The organism is Terribacillus sp. 7520-G, from assembly GCF_002271665.1.
In the GTDB taxonomy this organism is placed as follows: domain Bacteria; phylum Bacillota; class Bacilli; order Bacillales; family Amphibacillaceae; genus Terribacillus.
On sequence record NZ_NQFP01000041.1, the window covers coordinates 1 to 17894 of the forward strand.

The window sequence follows — 17894 nt, forward strand, 5'->3', positions numbered from 1 at the left end:
TTTTAAAAAAACTCGTCAACAAAAGCCCTGCCACTTCAGCGCAATGATGCCGCCTGGTATCAGGACTTTCACACAATTATCTCAATGGAAACAATGAACCGCCAGAAACTGCTTCCGGACTTGGTTTCCCCACATAGTAGCCTTGGGCTAAATCAATTCCAATACGCTTGCAGAAGCCAAATTCTTCTTCTCTTTCAATCCCTTCTGCCAGAACCTTCGAACCAAGTGTCCTGGCAACATCGATCACATTATGGAGAAATTCCTGTTTTTCGGGATCCGTATCGCAATCGGATATATATGCCCTGTCTATTTTGACGATATCTGGCTCCAGCTCCCTGAACAAATCAAGTGTGGAATAGCCTGCTCCCACATCATCAAGCGCCACCATCATCCCCTCTTGTTTATAGCGTTTGAAAATACGTTTCAAGCGGGACACGTCATCCAATTTCTCCGTTTCGACCACTTCAAACACTAGATCACCGGGAGCAATCCCATATTCATTGACCATATGGAAAGTCTGCCTCAGACAGTAATCAGGATTATAGATAGTGGATGGCAGGAAATTGATGAAACTCTTCACTCCAGCCGGTATACCTTCCTTTGCCCTCTTCCTGACTGCCGTCTGTCTCGCTTGCTGATCAAGCATGGCGGTGAGTCCTGCTTCAGCAGCGAAATGAAACAAGACATCTGGCGTTACTTCCGATTTGTCCGCGCGCAATAAGTGCTCAAAACCGAAAATCGCCTCATCCTTCATGGAAATGATCGGCTGCAAAAAGGAACGAAATGCTCTCTTATCGATGATCTCCGTAAATTGGGGGAATTGAATCCGATGAAGCAGCACCTCGACTGGCACCATTGGATAACTATGCGTGACTTTCTTGGCAACGGAACACATTGCATCGGTTATGCTTTGGCTTCGGATGGAGAGCAGCATCTGCTCCAGCTGATGTTTATTGAAATATTGATAAATCGTATATCTATCTTCCTGCCTGAGCGGATTGCCTAAAGGCGGATTTTGATAGGATCCCGGCAGCCTCAGCAGTAATTCCCCCTTCTCCGGTATAGGGAGGATAGTACCGCACATCGCACAAACAGAGGGCTGCTCCATCACGATACACCCTTTCCGCATGGCAGGACTTGAACTGCATACTTCCGTGATCTGGGTCCATCGAATTCACAAAAATAAATGCCTTGCCATGTCCCCAATACTAATTCCCCCCCTGAAATAAGGACTGTCTGCGCATGTCCGACGGTACTGGTCTTTAAATGGGCTGCAGTATTTCCTTCTGCATGGCGGTCCAACTCATGTTCCCAAGGAAATACCTCCCTGAGCCGGCGAAGAAAATCCCGTTTCACATCGGGATCGGCATTCTCATTTACAGTGATCCCCGCCGTCGTATGCAGGGAAGAGATGACTGCAATCCCCTCCAGGATGCCTGCGGACTGTATATAGCGCTGAATGGAGTCGGTGATTTCAATCATATCATCATGCTGGTTTGTTACTATTGGGAAAATGTCCATAGTCCTGCCTCCTGTTCTGATCCTATACCCAAAATTATTCGACATTGTTCTACATAATCCTTTTTAAATCCAAAAAAGTGTCTGAACCAACTTTGACAGCGTTATCATAAATCATTCAAAATGGCATGACCCAGTAACTCTTCTTCATATATTTCTATTGCAGAGACAGAAGCGCCTAAAGTGGGGATAGGAGATAAAGAGCTTCACTTAGTGCCAGGAGGAACAAACGAAGAAAAAATCTCATGACAAAAAAGCAGTCTGCATTTGCAGACTGCTTTTATATGTGCTGTTTTTCCACTATCGAAGCAAACGAAGCCGCGAATTCCTGACAGTTGCGGATATCCTCGTCTTCCGGGGATAGGTCGACTTTCAGGTTTTCTAAAACGATTTCCGCTCCTCGTTCCTTGAATTTCTCCTCAAACGAATCGATGGCCGCACCGAAACTTGCATATATCGAATCACAAGATCCAAAAAGAGCTACTGGCTTGCCGTCCAGTTCGATGTCATCCAGCTCATCATAGAAATCCTCGATTTCGTAAGGGATGTCTCCGTCTCCCCAAGTATAGGTACCCATCAAGATGCCATCGTAATCCGGCATCGTAAATACATCTAGTTGATCTATATCAATTTGGACCTTCGTTACCTCGATCCCTTTTTCCTCCAGAGTCTGTTCCATAATGTCAGCCATCTCTTCTGTGTTGCCCGACATACTGGTGAATGCTATCAGTACACTTGCCACCTTCATTCACTTCCCTTCATCTGCTCTCATTTTAATTGATAACAATTCTCAATGTCAAATGGAGCAATCAAGGAAGCATCATTTCCTTTTGACTGCCTGGTAGGCAAGCTTAAAGTTCTTTTTCGTCTCTTCGCCGAAGATATTGAGGTCACCTTCGAAAATCTGCTCAACTGTAAGCTGATAAGCTTCTTCCAGGGTACAGTTGCGTGTATTCAGCAACAGGCGAAAATAGGATATGAAATATTCCTCACTAAGAATCGCCGCGTTTTTCATCATCATACTACCTTTCCTTATGAATCCATCATACTAGCGTAACATAAATAATGGGGTATAATACAGACATACAGCAGTATATGCAGAAAAAGAAGGTTTGTGTATGAAAGTGTATATCGCCATCGGCTGCGGCGGCAGTATCGGGGCACTTCTGCGTTATCTTGCCGGGGTAATAGTGAATCAGGACGGCAGTTTTCCCCTGGCCACGCTTTGCATCAATATCGTTGGTTGTTTCGCTATGGGGTATTTGACTAACTTCGTCAAACGGCGCTTCTTCGGGGATAATCCTGCCCTGGCCAAAGGACTGACTACCGGCTTGGTCGGGGCTTTTACGACCTTTTCCACTGTCAGCCTGGATACAGCCCTGCTTTTCCAGGATGATCTGATCCATATCGGATTGCTCTATCTTGCATGCAGTACCGCGGGCGGCCTGGGCGCTCTGCTTCTCGGACTGCGCTTTTCCCCGGATCCGGCTCAAAAGGAGCGTGGAGTATGAGCATTGTTTTTATTTTGATAGGCGGATGGCTTGGAGCGGTGATTCGGTATGAAATCAGCAGACGGATAGAGACATTCTGGAAATGCGGCTTCCCGCTGGCAACCTTCCTGATCAATGTGATGGGTTCTTTTCTGATCGGACTGGTGTTCCAGTCGGATTGGGGAACGGACTGGCATAATTTCCTCGCAGTTGGTTTCCTTGGATCGTTTACGACTTTCTCTACTTTCCATTTGGAAATTGTCCAATTAAGCAGCCGGAAGCAAATCATCATCGCTGTCACTTACTTGCTATGCAGCTATGCGGCTGGTATCATGCTGGCCCTGATCGGATTGACCATTTAAAAAGGGACACCGCTTCTCCAGAGCGGTGTCCCTTTTTTCAATAGCTCTCTATCGTGTTGTCGTTTGTATCGAAGGGTTTCCTGACGATCGCAAGGATCCCTGCGACAAGAAGTAGAATTGACGGGATAAAAGAAACGAAAAGTGTCAGCAAAGCAGAGAGTACGGCAGTTACAATAAAGATGACACCAGAAGCTGTGGATCTGTCGTCACGGCGTAAAAGCACGATTCCCACAACACCCAGAATAGCCGATATCACACTGACAACGACGAAATACCATCCCATACCGCCTAAAATACTGCTTATCAAATCTGCATCTTCAGCCGTAAGTGCAGGATCATTATACATCTCCTCGCGCATGACATCTCCCGTTGCCGCGATGAGTAATCCGACTAAAATGGCAGCCAATGCATGAAAAGCCACACCTATAATCCCTAATACCAATTCTGCAGTACGTTTAATCAATCTGTTTCTCCTCCCTGACCATTAAGCGCCGCTTTCATCCAAGGGCCTTCTAGCCAGCACCAATATACCTGCAATAGTGTACAAGACGCCGCCGATAAAGCCCGATAGGAAAGTAGCGATCGAACCCACCAACGCAACGATGATCAACATGACACCCAGTCCTACCTGCTTACGATCTGCCTTGAGCCTGAATGCAGCCACAATACCTAAAATGGCACAAATCACACTTACAATAATGACGAATATCCCGATGGAACTTGCCATATCGGCTATCATATCCGTATCAACCGGCCGGTCCACTCCGCTATCCACAATCTCTTGGCGGGCAGCTTCCGGATCGTATCCAGCAACCTGGACTGCCGTCATGACCGCAGTAATGAGGAAGACAATTGCACCAATGATGGCAAGTACCTTCTCCGCTGTTCGTCTCAACATGTCAAACCTCCTTCCTGCGTTACTTCTTAATAAGTTTCTCCTCTATCATTATATTGCTCGACAGGCTTGCGCACAATCGCCATGATACCCGCGATCAAATAAAGAACACCACTGATGAAACCGGAAAAGATAGAAAGAAGTGTACCAAGCACCGCTGTTACGATCAGAAGGACGCCTGCCCCTGTTGCCTTCTTATTTGGTTTCAGCATTGCAAGCGAAACAAAACCAAGAATTGCACAAATCACATACAGGATGATCAGCCAAATGGACATCCCAGTCACGATATCAGTAAACATAGAAGCATCCTCTTGCGTAAAACCTTGGTTTACGAGTTCATTCGTTGCTGCTTCATCCGCTCCTCCAAGCCCTATAGCCGACCAGACCGCAAAGATAAGAAATAAAACCGCTCCAATGATTGCCAATACTTTTTCTGCTGTTCTTTTTACCATCATAATTCCCCTCTCCTATTTTATTGACCCGCTACATCACGTTTGGTGAACAATACCCAGCCTATGACAAGGAAGATGAGATAATACACAATGATAGTCACAATCGAGAATGTAAGCGTTAAATCATCAATCATCTTATACCCTGTCGTAAATTGCGTCAAATCCAGATTTGCAAACAAAATATATTTTGCGAACGGTTTATCTGCTATGAAGCTGACAACCGAGGTGCCGACGAACATCAAGAAGATGGCAGTCCCGATGGCTAAGGCGCTATTGCGGAAAGCTGCTGAAATCATGAAGGCGAATGTCGACCAAACTGCCAGTTTGACCAGCTGCAGCCCGTAGTCCTGGGCAATCCTCGTCCAAACAGAAACCTCTACGATTTCCCCGTCCTTCATTTGCAGTACAGAACCATCCCCTCCCAATCCGAAGAAGATCATACCGAATAACCAAGCGGTGATAAATAAAATGATCAATGCCGTCAAAGCAAACAAAAGCACGCTCGCATACTTCGCGAAGAATATCTTTGTTCTCGTTGCAGGTCTGGTCAGCAATAATTTGATCGTTCCCCAGCGGAATTCATTCGCAAGGATTCCTCCGGCAACGATGATTGTAATCAGACTGAGCACGCTTGTCAGATAATGGCTCTCATAAAGGAATCCCCATGCCGACATTCCTTCCGGCTTCAAATCGTTTTCGATCCGATAATTGTTTATTGCGATATTTGGATCGGAAGGATCTATTTCTGCATACATTTGATTTTCTTCCTGCAAACTCTGCTTCCATGTCTCATCATCGTACGTCATGATACCGTCAGCTGTCCGCATTAATATTGAAAAGCCGAGCACGATGACTACAAGGATACCAAGCAATATCCATGTCGACAGCTGGCTGTACAGCTTCGTCTGTTCGTTACGGACAAGCTGGAAAAAGTTACTCAATGCTATTCTCTCCAATCACATGTAAGAATTTATCCTCCAGTGTCTTCCGTTCCACTGCAAAGCCGTACATTTCAATATCGGCGCGTGCCAGTTCCTTGATGATGGATGGGATGGCCTCACGCTTTATCGGGAATGTCAATTTCCCGCTGCTCGCCATTGCAGTTATGCCGAATTGTTCCTGCAGGAGACGCTGTGCTTTTTCGTGATAGTCTGAAGGGCAATCGATCTGAACGAGTTCAGCCGGTGTTTCCCCTTCCGTGTTTTGGATTTGCTGGATGGAGATGAGCTCGCCGTTTTTCAGGATGCCGATTCGATCACACATCAATTCCATCTCAGAAAGCAAATGGCTCGAAACGATGACTGCCACATTTTCCTGTTCTGCCAATCTGCGTATATATTGGCGGATTTCACGTATTCCTGTTGGATCCAATCCATTGGTCGGCTCATCCAGAATCAAAATGGATGGATTATGTAATAAAGCCTGTGCGATGCCCAGCCGCTGCCGCATACCTAAAGAATATCGCTTTACTTTTTGGTGAATGCGTTTTTCCAATCCGACGAGCTTCACCACTTCATCGATTCGCTCTTTCGTAATCCCGGGAATCATCCTCGAAAATACAAGCAAATTCTTATAACCTGACATGAATCCATATAATTCCGGGTTCTCGACGATGGCGCCTACATGGCGGATTGCTTCTTTATAGTCCGTCTTGATGCTTTTCCCCAGTATCCGTACATCCCCTTCCGAAATACGGATCAAGCCTACCATCATCCGGATTGTCGTTGTTTTTCCCGCTCCGTTCGGTCCCAGGAATCCGAATACCTCGCCCGGCTGAATGTCGAAGTCCAATCCCTTCACAATCAGTTTGGAGCCGATCTGTTTCTTCAGACCGATCAGCTGCATAGCCGGTTCTGTCATTCCGTTCACCCTTTCCTTGTCACGAATTTGTCACTTTCCATAATATGTACGCAGCACCTTGCCAGATTGTTTCATTTTTATTCAGAAAAAAACCATGAATCATACGACTCATGGTTCAGCATGTATTAATTACTATGTGTCTTGCGACGGTTCCATGCGTAAAGCGCTGCACCGGCAGCCATCAATACCGTACCTGCTGCGAGAATATTACCAATCGGAGAAGCTGTGTCCGGCAGACGCTTCCCTTCTTCTTTCACTGTTTCTGCGGCAGTCTTCGTCGGTATGGCTGCTTTCTCTTTTACAGGTGCTTCATGTTTTGGAGCTGCTGGTTCCACTGATGGCTTTGGCTGCTCGACTGCAGCCGGGATTTCGAAAATTTCATGGTTCACCAGATCACCAGTCAAAGAAAAATTCATCAGCAGGTTCCCGCTCGCATCATACAGCTCGACAAACAATATTTGATTGCCGATATCCTTTATACGGGATAATTCCTCGATTGTTACTTCTTGCTTCGTCGTTCCATCCGCCAGGTAAAATTTAGCTTTTAACTGGAATAAATCCATTGCTTCGTGCCAGATGGACACTATCTCTTCACGCTGGCTGTCATCCAATTCATTGATCGTTTCAAAGTCACCGAATGATTCCAAGCGATCGTACAATGCAAACAGTCTCTCAAAGAACGCATCATCCATTCCACCCAAGACTGTATTTAAATGATCATAGAAATTCCGATATTCCTCTTTGCTGATTCCGATTGCCTGAAGCAACGGACTCATGGATTCCCATTCCATGTCGAAATCATAGCCGCTCTCCGTATAAATGAAAGATGCCAATTCATCGTAGCTGGCGAAGTCGTCCATTGTTACGCCATTATCAGCCAAAAGCTGATCTAATCCTTCTTTGCTCATGTCAACATCCTGCAATAGGAAATGCAAGGACACGCCATTGATATCGTTGTAAATCACGTCATATAAATCATCCATAAAAGCATAGCTGTAAATGTCTAATCCACTCTCAGCAAACAGATCGGCCAATTCCTTCTCGGTCATGCCAAGATCATCGGCCAGCATCTGCAGGTTTTCGGCATTTACCGGTTCACCCATCACATAATACAGGTCCGTGACAAGCAGAATATTCTCGGCAGTGTAGCCCTTATCAGCATATCCTTGATCTGCCAATCTTTGATCGAATTGTTCGGCAGTATAATCATTTTCATCCAAAAAAGCTTGGAAGTTTTCCTTCGTTACCGGTTCACCGAGAAATTCACGCAATTCTTCCACAGAATCAGCATCGATCTCCTCCAGGGTCCCCCAGTCAAAATCGACCAAATAACGATTCAGACCTTCTGCATCTGTACCGAGCTCAGCTGCATAGGCTTCCAGCTCCTTCTCCTTAATGGCAGCAAACACAGTCCGAGGGGCCGCTGTTTGCAGGCAAAGCAAAACCATGATCATTCCAACCAATAGCTTCTTTGTCACGTATGTTTCCTCCTGGAAATATATTTATATAATTCCAGATTATTATAAATACAGTAGGGAGTCATGACTAGATAATTATTTAAAAAATGAAAACTTTTTTACTTGACATAGAAAAAACCCCTCAAAAAGGGGTTTTTCGAATTCATTTTCTTATTTCAATGATATCCCCATTCGTTTGGAACGGGGCTGCATGCCCATCTTCACATAGAAATCTTCAGCTCTGGTATTGAAATTCCACACATTCAACTCGATTTCTGTAGCTCCGATTTTCTTGCCATAGCGCTTGATTTTCTCGAATAGATGACCGCCGATTCCTTTGCCTCGCATATCGGACCGGACGCAGAATTCCTCGATGAAGATATGCGCATGATGTGAAATCGTTTCATTTTTTATCCTTATCGTAGCAAATGCCATGACTTCCTTTCCTTTTTCCACTAGGAACACTTTTTTATTATCCAAATAAATATTGCTTTCAAACACATGCCGATCCAGCGGTTCCGCCTTCTTGGCGAAATACTCCGGCTGATTTTGATAATGTGTATTGTATAATTCCTTGTACAGGACAGCGACTTGGTCGTAATCAGAGACCTTTGCCTCGCGGATCTTGAACATCGGCTTCACCTCTGCAGCTTGTAGTCTTGTTAACCAGTTTATCATGTTCGTCCCCCTCCGTCATAAAACTGTTCAAATAAACTGCTGTCAGCAGAGAAAACGTTCCTTCTAGCCATTTCTCCAAGCGAATCAAGAATCCCTGCGTAACTTTGACAAGTTCCTGTATCTATAGGAAAATAGAAGGAACGAAAGGAGGTGTATACAGATGCTGTATGCTTTTTGGAATATGTTCGCTGATGATTTTACATCACTTGTATTCTATATCGGCTTGACGATGACCTTCATCCTGGCACATCGGACCACAACGAAAGTCGCGAGCCGTTTTCATGCCAGCGATATGATGCAATGGCAGCATGTCTGTGCATTGGACAGCTGGAAATCGCATGCTCCTGCTACCATTACTTTCAGCAGGCCGATCGTTCATTGGCTCGCCCGCACTACCATGCGCAAAGACGGCCCCGAAGATGATGGCGAAACTGCTCCTTGTCTGTATCCAAACAAGATCCAATCGATACAACAAGGAGGAAAAACAATTTGCAGCGCACATCTGTATCCACTTTCTTTAAAAAGTACGGTATCATCTTAAGTTCCATCATTCTGATTGCATTACTTTCCGGATGCCAGGGCTCCAGCGGAGGAGCATCCGATGAGGGATGGTTCAACCATTATTTCATCAGTCCGTTCTCTTATCTGATCAAGCTGATTGCCAGTAACTTCAATGACGATTACGGAATAAGCGTCATTTTGATCACGTTGGCTGTACGTCTCATCTTGATGCCTTTGATGCTGATGCAGCTGAAAAAGGGCTACGAAACACAGGAAAAAATGAAGGTGTTCAAGCCAGAGCTGGATGCCTTGCAGGCCAAATACAAAAATAAAACGGATGCCGAGTCCCGCCAAAAGCAGCAGCAGGAAATGATGGAGCTTTATCGGAAGCACGGCATGAATCCTTTCTCTGCAATGGGATGTCTTCCTCTTTTGATCCAGATGCCGTTTCTGATCGGCTTCTATTCCGCCATCCGTAATACACCCGAGATTGCCACACATGATTTTCTTTGGTTCAATCTTGGGACACCCGATATTGCCCTGACAGTGATCGCCATGGCAGTTTACTGGCTGCAATACCGCGTTTCCCAGATCGGCGTGGACCCGGCAAGAAGGCAGCAAGCCCGTATGATCGGTATCATATCCCCGCTTATGATTGGCTTCATTTCCTTCAGCTCCCCCGCTGTACTGCCGCTCTATTGGGCTGTCGGAGGTTTGTTCGTGATCTGCCAGACCTTGCTGGCAAAGTTTTTATTCCAACGGAGAAAATGAGTACAAAAAAACCACTTCCTTAATGGGAAGTGGTTTTTTGGTCATTATTCTGTAACGTTCACTTTCAAATCGACATCGATGTTGCCGCGAGTCGCTTTGGAGTATGGGCAGAACTGATGTGTCTTTTCCAATAGATCTTCTGCTTCTTCCTGGGAAACGCCTTTTACGTCCACAGTGATAGCTGCGGCGATTTTGAAACCATCGCCATCTTTCAATAGGCTGACATCAACAGAAGTTTCTGTCTCCACGCGTTTGCGTTCAAGTCTTGCTACATGGTTGAAAGCACCATCGAAGCATGCGGAGTAGCCTGCTGCGAATAGCTGTTCCGGATTGGAACCTTCACGGTCACCTTTGCTTCCTGGCTGGACAAGATCAAGATCGATCAAACCATCATCAGATTTTACATGACCTTCACGACCACCGGTTGCTTTTGCGTGAGATGTGAACAATACATCACTCATGTCAATTCACTCCTATTTCGTTTATTGGTTTGAAAAAACTGCATACAGTATTACTAATTCCTTTTTACCGTTCTTTTAAACATAAAGCAAACGAATTGCTTAAGCTGTGACATCCCGTTTCATGAAACTGAACCAGGTGATGCCATTGATGATGATGAAATAGACAGCCAGTACAGCAATGGAGAAGCCCAATGTCATGCCATCCACCGGCGGAACATTGCCCGGATTATATACCGTCAAGTCCACGTTGTTAAACAAGATATATTTTGACCAGTCATATCTGGAAAGTATGAAACTGATGGTCGGGAAGAACAAGGAAATAAAGATAGAGAACCCGATTGCCAATGCTGTATTGCGGAATATGGTCGAGAGTGCAAATGCGATAGTCGCATAGAACAAGGTCTGGACAAAGTAGAGCCCGTAATCCCTCATCGTGGAGGCCAATATATTACTTGTCACAACATCTCCATTTTCCCAAACCACCCGCTTCGCATCGAATCCATTAAATCCGAAGAAGATACCTCCTATGAGGAAAGACAATCCTATAAAGAATGCAAAGAAAATGATGGTGGTAAGGATCATGCTGGCATACTTGGAAGTCAATACACTGCATCGGGAAGGTGTCTTTGTAAGCAATAGCTTGATTGTGCCTGTGCCGAATTCAGATGAGACAATCCCCCCGGCAATGATGGCAAGGAACAAAATGAGAAACGGTGCACAATTATACAAGACGTCTTCCATATAAGCCGCAAGTGAATCATCTTGAACCGGCGCGATGTCGTGATCCAGCTGATACTGAAGTGTGGTCAGATCCTGCTGTGCAGTGGCGGTATCCAACTCGCCTGCTTCGACCTGTTTTTGTATATCCTGTATCTGCTGTTCTGTATCCGTCCGCCAATCACTGGTGCTTCCTTCCGTGTAATACGCTATGAATCCGGCGATTGCAATCAGTAAAGCTGCTGCGATCCCCATCATGATCCATGTCGATAGACGGCGGAATGTTTTCATATGTTCATTCCTTACCAGCTTAATGAATCTAGACAATTTCTTTCCCTCCAGTCAATTCCAGGAATGTTTCTTCCAATGTCTTCGTTTCTGCTTGGATGCCATAGATACTGATCGCTTCCTTCGTCAGCTTGGCAGCAGCGGCAGGTATCTCATCGCGCGTCAGCTCCATGATGACTTGCTTGTCCTTGATCTGTGGTTTCTTGCTGCCCATATCACCCAGGACAATTGCCGCTTGCTCCACCGGTTCGACCTGGAATCTGACCATTTGAGTTTGTTCATCCGACATTTCATGTACTTGCTGTACCCCAAGCATCTTGCCATGCTGCAGGACTCCGATCCGATCACACATCAGTTCCATTTCGCTCAATAAGTGACTGGATACGATGACAGCCAGCCCCTCCGCCTCGGCCAGGTTGCGGATATATTCACGCATCTCGCGGATCCCGGCAGGATCCAACCCATTCGTCGGTTCGTCGAGGATGAGGACAGCAGGACGATGGAGCAGTGCCTGGGCAATGCCAAGACGCTGTCTCATCCCAAGGGAATAGGTTTTTACCTTGTCATGAATTCGTTTCTGAAGGCCCACAAGCTCGATGACCTCATCAATCCGTTTCCTATCCACGCCATCGCTCATTCTTCCAAAATGCATAAGATTCTGGTAACCGGTGAGATACTTATACATCTCCGGATTCTCCACGATAGCGCCGATATGCTTCATGGCCGCACCATGGGAGGTCTTGATGCTATTGCCTTTGATGAGGATATCTCCGTCCGTCATCCCCATCAGTCCAACAATCATCCGGATCGTCGTTGTCTTGCCGGCTCCATTCGGCCCTAAAAAGCCGAATACCTCCCCGGGATAGATGGAAAAATTGATGCCGTCGATGATCTTTCGGCCGCGTATCACTTTCGTAACCTGCTTTATTTCAACTGCTGGCTGCTTTTGCATGCTTTTTCGCTCCTTTGCCTTCATTAAGAGTTCCAATGCTTCCTTACTCATAAATCGAACTCATCCATTCCAATATGCCTTTCTGCTCATCATAGCGAAGATCTTCCACATTCCGATGATCGACCAATGCACCGTCCTTGATAGCGACCACTTCGTCGAGGATCATCTCCACTTCCATGATCTGGTGTGTGGAGAGGAGAAGCAGCTGCTTCTCGGTATCCACGAATGTAATCAGGCCTTTCACAATCGAATCCCGCACAAGCGGATCCAGGCCGGATAGCGGCTCATCCATCAGCAAGACCGGCACTTCCCTGGACAGTGTGAGGATGATTTTCAGTCTGCCGCGATTCCCCTTGGACAAATGCTTCACCTTTGTGTTGGCATCCAGGTTCATATAAGCCCGTATTTCCTCCGCTTTCCCTTTATTGAAATCAGGGAATTGTGTCGCATGGAAATCGATTGTCTGCTGGACGGTGTAGAAGGAGTAATACTCATCAAGCTCGGAAAGATAACTGACCTTCGATGCCACCCGGCGCGTCACTTTCTCTCCATCCAGTTCCACAGACCCTTTGGTCGGACTGATCAGCCCCGCAATGAGCTTCATCGTCGTTGATTTACCCGCTCCGTTCAATCCGACAAGACCGACGATTTTGCCTTTTTCCAACTTCAGATTCACGTCTCTTAATGCCGTCTTCGTCATATAACGCTTTGTCACATCTTTGAATTCAATCATTGCGTGCATCCCCTTCCAAGTAGGCCTGGAGCCCTTTTGTTATTTCTTCATTCCGATAACCCAAGTCATGCATGACTTGGATGAAAGTCTCGATTTGTTCTTGCTTCAGCTTCTCACGTATAGAAAGGAGAATGTCTTCATTTTCCGTGACGAATGTCCCTTGCCCTCTTCGTGATTCCACGATTCCCGATGCCTCCAGTTCGCGGTACGTCCGCTGTACCGTATTCGGATTTACTTTCGATGAAACTGCCATCTCCCGTACTGAAGGCAGTTTGTCGCCTGGCTTCAGCTCGCCGCTGACTATCTGTCTATTCAGCCGTTCTGCCAGCTGCAGATAAATTGGCTGGGATGATTGAAATGTATCGGCCATATGCTACACCTCTACCTTTTTGTCTAATAGCCAAGATGCAATGAAATAGATGATAAGAATGATGATCAGCTCTATTACGTATTTACCCGCATAAAGAGACAAACCTTCCCCTTGAAAACTGACCAACGCTTCCCTGGCACTGATGTCAAAATGCAAAGAATTGGCAACAGCACCCAAATTGATTCTCCCCCATTCTGTAATGGCGGTGTAGAATTTGGATTGGCTGAAAAGACCGAAATATAGATAGACGAACACCCACCAGCCAAAGAAAACCACTGTTCCGCTAAGAAATGATGGCATGTATCTTTCCAATAACAGAAAAACCACATACGCAAGAATGACGTAAACAGAAAAATCAATCGAAAACGAAACTACATGTACGAATGCAAGCATACCAATCTTGAACCACGTACCATCTGATAATGGTACAAAGTGCAACCCGCCCAGATATGCAGCAATACTCACGATGAACAAAGAGATCATCATGTACACGGTACCTGTAACCAACTTTGCTGCAAGAAGCCCGGAAGCATGCATCGGATTATGAAGCCAGAGATGCAATCTTTTTCTCTCGACCCCCAGACTGTAAAGCATGTAAATAGCCATGAAGAAGAAATGACTGCCTCCCCAGGCTAAACCGATGATGCCAACAGCATCCCAAGCATATCCGAATCTATAGGCACTCACTGTGACTATGATCAGCCCGACCAGGAATAACACAATCGCCAAGAGCAATATCGGCAAACCGACCCGGAACTCCTTCTTCACTAATGCAAGCCATGCTTTCATAAAATAAAACCTCCTGATGTATTACTGTATTAATTAGATAGTACACTAGTACAGAGATACACGTCAATAGGCAAAGAAAAAAAGCTGGAACATTTTTTCCTGTTCCAGCTTTTTCATTTCCTATCAGGCCTCGTACCCAATCGATTCCTTGTAGGCTTTGGCATATTGATCCGCTGCTTTGATAGCATCCACGACTTGATCTGCCGTGATCGTACCAGGGAGATTGTGGATGGATTCCCCTTCTTGAACAGCCAGTTCGGCTACTTTCAGCAAATCTTCATCCGAAACATCTTTCAGCTTGATATCCTCCAATGTAACTGGAAGCCCTAAAGCGAGATAGAAATCAATGTATGTGTTGATTTCATCCAGTGTGCGATCCTCCAAGGCCAGCTGCGTCAATGTACCGAAGGCGACCTTTTCCCCGTGAGTGAGATTATGGATTTCCCCGTGCAGGGCGGTAAAACCGTTGTGGATGGCATGCGCCGCTCCCAGCCCTCCGCTTTCAAAGCCGAGTCCGCTGAGCAGTGTATTTGCTTCGACCACTGCTTCCAATGCTGGTGTGACAATCTGACGCTTGTTGGCCTCATAAGCAAGCAAACCGTACTCAAATAATACTTCTTCCGCTTTCTCGGCAATCGCTTGCCCGGCGATGGTTGCCAGCCCGCCAGCCATATTAGTGCCGCGGCCTTCTATGGAAGCGCGTGCTTCCACCCAAGTGGCCATCGCATCCGCAATACCGGAAGCCAGGAAACGCGGAGGCGCTTGAGAGATGATTTTTGTATCGACCAGGACAAGGTCCGGATTCTTGTCATAAAACTTATAGCTCTCGAATGTTCCCTCCTCGGAATAGATGACGCTCAAACCGCTCGTCGGCGCATCAGTCGATGCTGTCGTCGGCATGATGACGACTCCAGCCCCAATCTCGTCCGCGACCGCCTTGGCGGTATCAAGTGTCTTGCCGCCTCCGATCCCGATGACAACATTACTTTCCTTGCCTTCATCCGCAATCCGTTTGATTTCTTCCGTTGAAGCTTCCCCGCCGAATACGATCTTTTTCGTCTGGATACTGTTCTGCCCCAGATTCTCTACCACTGTATCACCTGCCAAGTCCCATACAAACTCATCAGCGAGAACAAGCGCATCATCCCCGATTTTTTTCACATATTCGCCAGCTTTCCGAAGCACATCCTTTCCTTGTACATACCGGCTTGGACTGATGAATACTTTTTCCATGAATAAGACCCCTCTCCAACTTTTGAATGGTCACTCTTTAAATCCTTTTCCCTCTTTGTTCTGTTCCCTAACGTAAAATACCTTTTCCTTGGCAAATTATCATCTCTATTTGCATATATTTCATCTGGAGCGAAGAATGCAGAGGAGGGCAAGAATTGACGCAGCAACCCAATCAAAAATACCGGCCGGTCCAACCCGGCACGAACTTTTACTTTCCGCCTCAGCATCAGGAGCAGCAGCCTGGCATAGAGGGGCTGATGCAGCCGAGGCCAATCATCGAGACAGATGCATATAAAGGATCAGGTAAGCTGGAAGGGAAAGTAGCCATCATCACCGGGGGCGACAGCGGCATCGGAGCGGCTGCAGCCATCGCTTTTGCCAAAGAAGGTGCCGATGTTGTCATCCCTTATTATTATGAGTACGAAAACGAAGATGCCGGACGAACAAAGAACCGTATCGAGCAGCTTGGTCAGCGCTGCACATTGATAGTTGGCGATTTGCGGAGTGAATCGCATTGCCGGGCTGTTGTCGAGCGTACCATCCAAACTTATGGAAAGCTGGATATCCTTGTGAACAACCATGGGGTCCAATTCCCTCAGGACTCCTTGACGGATATTTCCACCGCACAATGGGATGCAACATTTCATACAAATATTTTTGCTTTCTTCTATTTGACAAAAGCAGCACTCCCGTATTTGAGAAGAGGAAGTACAATTGTGAATACAACGTCCGTGACAGCTTATGAAGGCAGACCTGACCTGATTGATTATGTCTGCACGAAAGGGGCAATTGTCGGCTTCACCAGGGCGCTATCACAAAACCTTGCGACAAAAGGGATTCGGGTGAATGGAGTGGCACCAGGACCGATCTGGACACCGCTCATCCCTTCCAGTTTCTCTGCTGAGGATGTTGCCACATTCGGCCAGGATGTACCGATGAAACGTGCCGGCCAGCCATATGAGCTTGCCCCGGCATATGTATATCTCGCCAGTGAAGACTCTTCTTACGTCACCGGCCAGATCATTCACGTTAATGGCGGCACTATGGTAAGTTCCTAAAATAAAAAGCCTGCGCAAATTCCATGCGCAGGCTTTTGATGATCAATAAGACGCTTTGTAGATGGCAAGCGAATCTTCTTTATTCAGTTTGCGATATCCGCCGAATTCACCGTTGGCATAAGCCTTTTCAGCCATCAATTCCAAGCTGTCCTCGGAAATATCGTAGTCACGAAGTGTTGCCGGGGCATCGATGCTGTTCCAGAATGCCCGTAATGCATCAATTCCCTCAAGCGCAACTTCCTTATCTGTTTTGCCTGCCGGATCGACACCGAAGACACGGACAGCAAGCTGCTTGAAGCGAGGTGCAGTCTCATCATCAAGCACATGCTTCATCCAGTTAGGGAAGATGATGGCAAGACCGCCGCCATGCGGGATGTCATGGACTGCAGAAACAGCATGCTCCAGATTATGTGTCGCCCAGTCGCCGCGGAAGCCCATGTTCAGCACGCCATTCAATGCCATCGTGCCGCTGTAAAGGATGGTTGCACGGTAATCGTAATTTTGCAGATCCTCAAGCAGCTTCGGACCAGTTTCCATTACTGTCCGCAATAAGGATTCACAGAAACGATCCTGCAATTCGGTGTTGGTTGTCGTATGGAAATAATGCTCCAATACGTGTGACATCATATCGACAATACCGTAAATGGTTTGATCACGCGGAACCGTGAACGTGTTCTGCGGATCCAGGATAGAGAATCTCGGGAATGTATGCGGGCTTCCCCAGCCGTATTTCTCGTTCGTTTCCCAGTTCGTGATAACAGAACCGGAGTTCATTTCGGAACCTGTCGCCGCAAGCGTCAGCACTGTACCGAATGGAAGGGCATCGTCTGCGAATGCCTTCTTCGTAACGATGTCCCATACATCCCCATCATATTTTGCCCCTGCTGCAATGGCTTTTGTACAATCGATTACACTGCCGCCGCCAACAGCAAGCAAGACATCGATTCCTTCTGTTTTGCAGATCTCCACGCCCTTGCGCGCGGTAGAGACACGCGGGTTCGGCTCCACGCCTGACAGCTCGAATACTTCGGCGCCGATTTCTTTAAGTTCTTTCAATACTTTGTCGTATAAGCCGCTGCGTTTGATGCTGCCGCCGCCATATACAAGCAATACTTTCTTTCCGTATGCAGGAATTTCTTCTTTCAATTTATCTAATTGGTCTTTACCGAAAATCAATTTTGTCGGGTTATAAAACGTAAAATTATCCAATCTGATCGCCTCCACTTTTTATTATGCTAAAGGCCTGGAGCAGAAGTAAAGCAATCCGCTCAGCCTGCCAAAACTTAGGATATATAATTGCAACTATTTC

24 protein-coding genes are annotated in these 17894 nt (G+C 46.4%); 5 read left to right on the plus strand and 19 right to left on the minus strand.

The genetic code is table 11. The features are described 5' to 3' along the window. Nucleotides 1-76 precede the first annotated feature (76 nt). The 4 genes from CHH53_RS13850 to CHH53_RS13865 all read right to left on the minus strand — a co-directional run bounded on the left by CHH53_RS13850 (nucleotide 77) and on the right by CHH53_RS13865 (nucleotide 2539). Nucleotides 77-1108 carry an EAL domain-containing protein gene (locus CHH53_RS13850; protein ID WP_233135111.1) on the minus strand — a complete coding sequence of 344 codons (1032 nt, stop codon included), beginning with the start codon at nucleotides 1106-1108 and terminating at the stop codon, nucleotides 77-79. Further along, on the minus strand, nucleotides 1108-1521 hold the full coding sequence (locus CHH53_RS13855) for a secondary thiamine-phosphate synthase enzyme YjbQ (protein WP_095216725.1): 414 nt from the start codon (nucleotides 1519-1521) through the stop codon (nucleotides 1108-1110). The genes CHH53_RS13850 and CHH53_RS13855 overlap by 1 nt, the downstream gene beginning before the upstream one ends. A gap of 277 nt (nucleotides 1522-1798) precedes the next feature. Next, nucleotides 1799-2260, minus strand: a complete 462-nt coding sequence (locus tag CHH53_RS13860; protein WP_095216788.1) for a flavodoxin — start codon at nucleotides 2258-2260, stop codon at nucleotides 1799-1801. A 78-nt stretch (nucleotides 2261-2338) separates the two neighbouring features. Continuing rightward, nucleotides 2339-2539 (minus strand): hypothetical protein, encoded by a 201-nt coding sequence (locus tag CHH53_RS13865; RefSeq protein ID WP_095216726.1) that lies wholly within the window; start codon nucleotides 2537-2539, stop codon nucleotides 2339-2341. Nucleotides 2540-2636: 97 nt separating this feature from the next. Between CHH53_RS13865 and CHH53_RS13870 the strand changes: the two genes are divergently transcribed. Beyond that, on the plus strand, nucleotides 2637-3029 hold the full coding sequence (locus CHH53_RS13870; protein ID WP_095216727.1) for a fluoride efflux transporter FluC: 393 nt from the start codon (nucleotides 2637-2639) through the stop codon (nucleotides 3027-3029). Continuing rightward, nucleotides 3026-3370, plus strand: a complete 345-nt coding sequence (gene crcB, locus CHH53_RS13875) for a fluoride efflux transporter CrcB (RefSeq protein ID WP_158221567.1) — start codon at nucleotides 3026-3028, stop codon at nucleotides 3368-3370. The genes CHH53_RS13870 and crcB overlap by 4 nt, the downstream gene beginning before the upstream one ends. A gap of 37 nt (nucleotides 3371-3407) precedes the next feature. Here the strand turns inward: crcB and CHH53_RS13880 are convergent, their stop codons facing one another. From CHH53_RS13880 to CHH53_RS13910, 7 genes are all read right to left on the minus strand, one after another. Then, entirely contained in the window at nucleotides 3408-3833 is a 426-nt protein-coding gene (locus CHH53_RS13880; RefSeq protein WP_095216729.1) for a DUF4064 domain-containing protein, read from the minus strand. 21 nt (nucleotides 3834-3854) lie between these two features. Continuing rightward, the gene (locus CHH53_RS13885) at nucleotides 3855-4268 is read right to left on the minus strand and encodes a DUF4064 domain-containing protein (protein WP_095216730.1); all 414 of its coding nucleotides are present in this window, start codon (nucleotides 4266-4268) and stop codon (nucleotides 3855-3857) included. A gap of 26 nt (nucleotides 4269-4294) precedes the next feature. Next, the gene (locus CHH53_RS13890) at nucleotides 4295-4720 is read right to left on the minus strand and encodes a DUF4064 domain-containing protein (protein ID WP_095216731.1); all 426 of its coding nucleotides are present in this window, start codon (nucleotides 4718-4720) and stop codon (nucleotides 4295-4297) included. 17 nt (nucleotides 4721-4737) lie between these two features. After that, nucleotides 4738-5658, minus strand: a complete 921-nt coding sequence (locus tag CHH53_RS13895) for an ABC transporter permease (protein ID WP_095216732.1) — start codon at nucleotides 5656-5658, stop codon at nucleotides 4738-4740. Beyond that, the gene (locus tag CHH53_RS13900; RefSeq protein ID WP_095216733.1) at nucleotides 5651-6577 is read right to left on the minus strand and encodes an ABC transporter ATP-binding protein; all 927 of its coding nucleotides are present in this window, start codon (nucleotides 6575-6577) and stop codon (nucleotides 5651-5653) included. The genes CHH53_RS13895 and CHH53_RS13900 overlap by 8 nt, the downstream gene beginning before the upstream one ends. A gap of 125 nt (nucleotides 6578-6702) precedes the next feature. Then, complete coding sequence (locus CHH53_RS13905; protein WP_095216734.1) at nucleotides 6703-8055, minus strand: processed acidic surface protein; 1353 nt, start codon at nucleotides 8053-8055, stop codon at nucleotides 6703-6705. 150 nt (nucleotides 8056-8205) lie between these two features. Continuing rightward, nucleotides 8206-8712, minus strand: a complete 507-nt coding sequence (locus tag CHH53_RS13910; RefSeq protein WP_095216735.1) for a GNAT family N-acetyltransferase — start codon at nucleotides 8710-8712, stop codon at nucleotides 8206-8208. A 160-nt stretch (nucleotides 8713-8872) separates the two neighbouring features. Here CHH53_RS13910 and CHH53_RS17190 point away from each other — a divergent pair, with 160 nt between their 5' ends. Together CHH53_RS17190 and yidC are read left to right on the plus strand one after the other, a co-directional pair. Further along, nucleotides 8873-9253, plus strand: a complete 381-nt coding sequence (locus CHH53_RS17190; RefSeq protein WP_143594504.1) for a hypothetical protein — start codon at nucleotides 8873-8875, stop codon at nucleotides 9251-9253. Further along, nucleotides 9202-9984, plus strand: a complete 783-nt coding sequence (yidC, locus tag CHH53_RS13915) for a membrane protein insertase YidC (RefSeq protein WP_095216736.1) — start codon at nucleotides 9202-9204, stop codon at nucleotides 9982-9984. The genes CHH53_RS17190 and yidC overlap by 52 nt, the downstream gene beginning before the upstream one ends. A gap of 44 nt (nucleotides 9985-10028) precedes the next feature. On the opposite strand, the gene CHH53_RS13920 is transcribed toward yidC, so the two are convergent. The 7 genes from CHH53_RS13920 to CHH53_RS13950 form a co-directional block, all read right to left on the minus strand. After that, a complete protein-coding gene (locus CHH53_RS13920) occupies nucleotides 10029-10445 on the minus strand; it encodes an organic hydroperoxide resistance protein (protein ID WP_095216737.1) in 417 nt (138 codons plus the stop codon). A 99-nt stretch (nucleotides 10446-10544) separates the two neighbouring features. Next, nucleotides 10545-11489: an ABC transporter permease gene (locus CHH53_RS13925; RefSeq protein WP_095216738.1), complete on the minus strand. Its 945-nt coding sequence runs from the start codon at nucleotides 11487-11489 to the stop codon at nucleotides 10545-10547. Continuing rightward, entirely contained in the window at nucleotides 11482-12402 is a 921-nt protein-coding gene (locus CHH53_RS13930) for an ABC transporter ATP-binding protein (protein ID WP_095216789.1), read from the minus strand. The genes CHH53_RS13925 and CHH53_RS13930 overlap by 8 nt, the downstream gene beginning before the upstream one ends. A 43-nt stretch (nucleotides 12403-12445) precedes the next feature. After that, a complete protein-coding gene (locus tag CHH53_RS13935; protein WP_095216739.1) occupies nucleotides 12446-13135 on the minus strand; it encodes an ABC transporter ATP-binding protein in 690 nt (229 codons plus the stop codon). Beyond that, the gene (locus CHH53_RS13940; protein ID WP_095216740.1) at nucleotides 13128-13505 is read right to left on the minus strand and encodes a GntR family transcriptional regulator; all 378 of its coding nucleotides are present in this window, start codon (nucleotides 13503-13505) and stop codon (nucleotides 13128-13130) included. Before CHH53_RS13940 ends, CHH53_RS13935 begins: the two co-directional genes overlap by 8 nt. A 3-nt stretch (nucleotides 13506-13508) precedes the next feature. After that, entirely contained in the window at nucleotides 13509-14294 is a 786-nt protein-coding gene (locus CHH53_RS13945; protein WP_095216741.1) for a hypothetical protein, read from the minus strand. A gap of 123 nt (nucleotides 14295-14417) precedes the next feature. Continuing rightward, nucleotides 14418-15527: a glycerol dehydrogenase gene (locus CHH53_RS13950; protein ID WP_095216742.1), complete on the minus strand. Its 1110-nt coding sequence runs from the start codon at nucleotides 15525-15527 to the stop codon at nucleotides 14418-14420. A gap of 155 nt (nucleotides 15528-15682) precedes the next feature. Between CHH53_RS13950 and CHH53_RS13955 the strand changes: the two genes are divergently transcribed. Next, the gene (locus tag CHH53_RS13955; protein ID WP_198946056.1) at nucleotides 15683-16585 is read left to right on the plus strand and encodes an SDR family oxidoreductase; all 903 of its coding nucleotides are present in this window, start codon (nucleotides 15683-15685) and stop codon (nucleotides 16583-16585) included. 42 nt (nucleotides 16586-16627) lie between these two features. On the opposite strand, the gene CHH53_RS13960 is transcribed toward CHH53_RS13955, so the two are convergent. After that, nucleotides 16628-17794: an iron-containing alcohol dehydrogenase gene (locus CHH53_RS13960; RefSeq protein WP_095216744.1), complete on the minus strand. Its 1167-nt coding sequence runs from the start codon at nucleotides 17792-17794 to the stop codon at nucleotides 16628-16630. Nucleotides 17795-17894: the final 100 nt, after the last annotated feature.

Bases quoted from the DNA above. Each gene is read 5' to 3' on its own strand.
- CHH53_RS13850 (WP_233135111.1), bottom strand. From the start codon at position 1,108: ATGGAGCAGCCCTCTGTTTGTGCGATGTGCGGTACTATCCTCCCTATA.
- CHH53_RS13855 (WP_095216725.1), bottom strand. From the start codon at position 1,521: ATGGACATTTTCCCAATAGTAACAAACCAGCATGATGATATGATTGAA.
- CHH53_RS13865 (WP_095216726.1), bottom strand. From the start codon at position 2,539: ATGATGATGAAAAACGCGGCGATTCTTAGTGAGGAATATTTCATATCC.
- CHH53_RS13870 (WP_095216727.1), top strand. From the start codon at position 2,637: ATGAAAGTGTATATCGCCATCGGCTGCGGCGGCAGTATCGGGGCACTT.
- crcB (WP_158221567.1), top strand. From the start codon at position 3,026: ATGAGCATTGTTTTTATTTTGATAGGCGGATGGCTTGGAGCGGTGATT.
- CHH53_RS13885 (WP_095216730.1), bottom strand. From the start codon at position 4,268: ATGTTGAGACGAACAGCGGAGAAGGTACTTGCCATCATTGGTGCAATT.
- CHH53_RS13890 (WP_095216731.1), bottom strand. From the start codon at position 4,720: ATGATGGTAAAAAGAACAGCAGAAAAAGTATTGGCAATCATTGGAGCG.
- CHH53_RS13900 (WP_095216733.1), bottom strand. From the start codon at position 6,577: ATGACAGAACCGGCTATGCAGCTGATCGGTCTGAAGAAACAGATCGGC.
- CHH53_RS13910 (WP_095216735.1), bottom strand. From the start codon at position 8,712: ATGATAAACTGGTTAACAAGACTACAAGCTGCAGAGGTGAAGCCGATG.
- CHH53_RS17190 (WP_143594504.1), top strand. From the start codon at position 8,873: ATGCTGTATGCTTTTTGGAATATGTTCGCTGATGATTTTACATCACTT.
- CHH53_RS13920 (WP_095216737.1), bottom strand. From the start codon at position 10,445: ATGAGTGATGTATTGTTCACATCTCACGCAAAAGCAACCGGTGGTCGT.
- CHH53_RS13930 (WP_095216789.1), bottom strand. From the start codon at position 12,402: ATGCAAAAGCAGCCAGCAGTTGAAATAAAGCAGGTTACGAAAGTGATA.
- CHH53_RS13935 (WP_095216739.1), bottom strand. From the start codon at position 13,135: ATGATTGAATTCAAAGATGTGACAAAGCGTTATATGACGAAGACGGCA.
- CHH53_RS13940 (WP_095216740.1), bottom strand. From the start codon at position 13,505: ATGGCCGATACATTTCAATCATCCCAGCCAATTTATCTGCAGCTGGCA.
- CHH53_RS13945 (WP_095216741.1), bottom strand. From the start codon at position 14,294: ATGAAAGCATGGCTTGCATTAGTGAAGAAGGAGTTCCGGGTCGGTTTG.
- CHH53_RS13950 (WP_095216742.1), bottom strand. From the start codon at position 15,527: ATGGAAAAAGTATTCATCAGTCCAAGCCGGTATGTACAAGGAAAGGAT.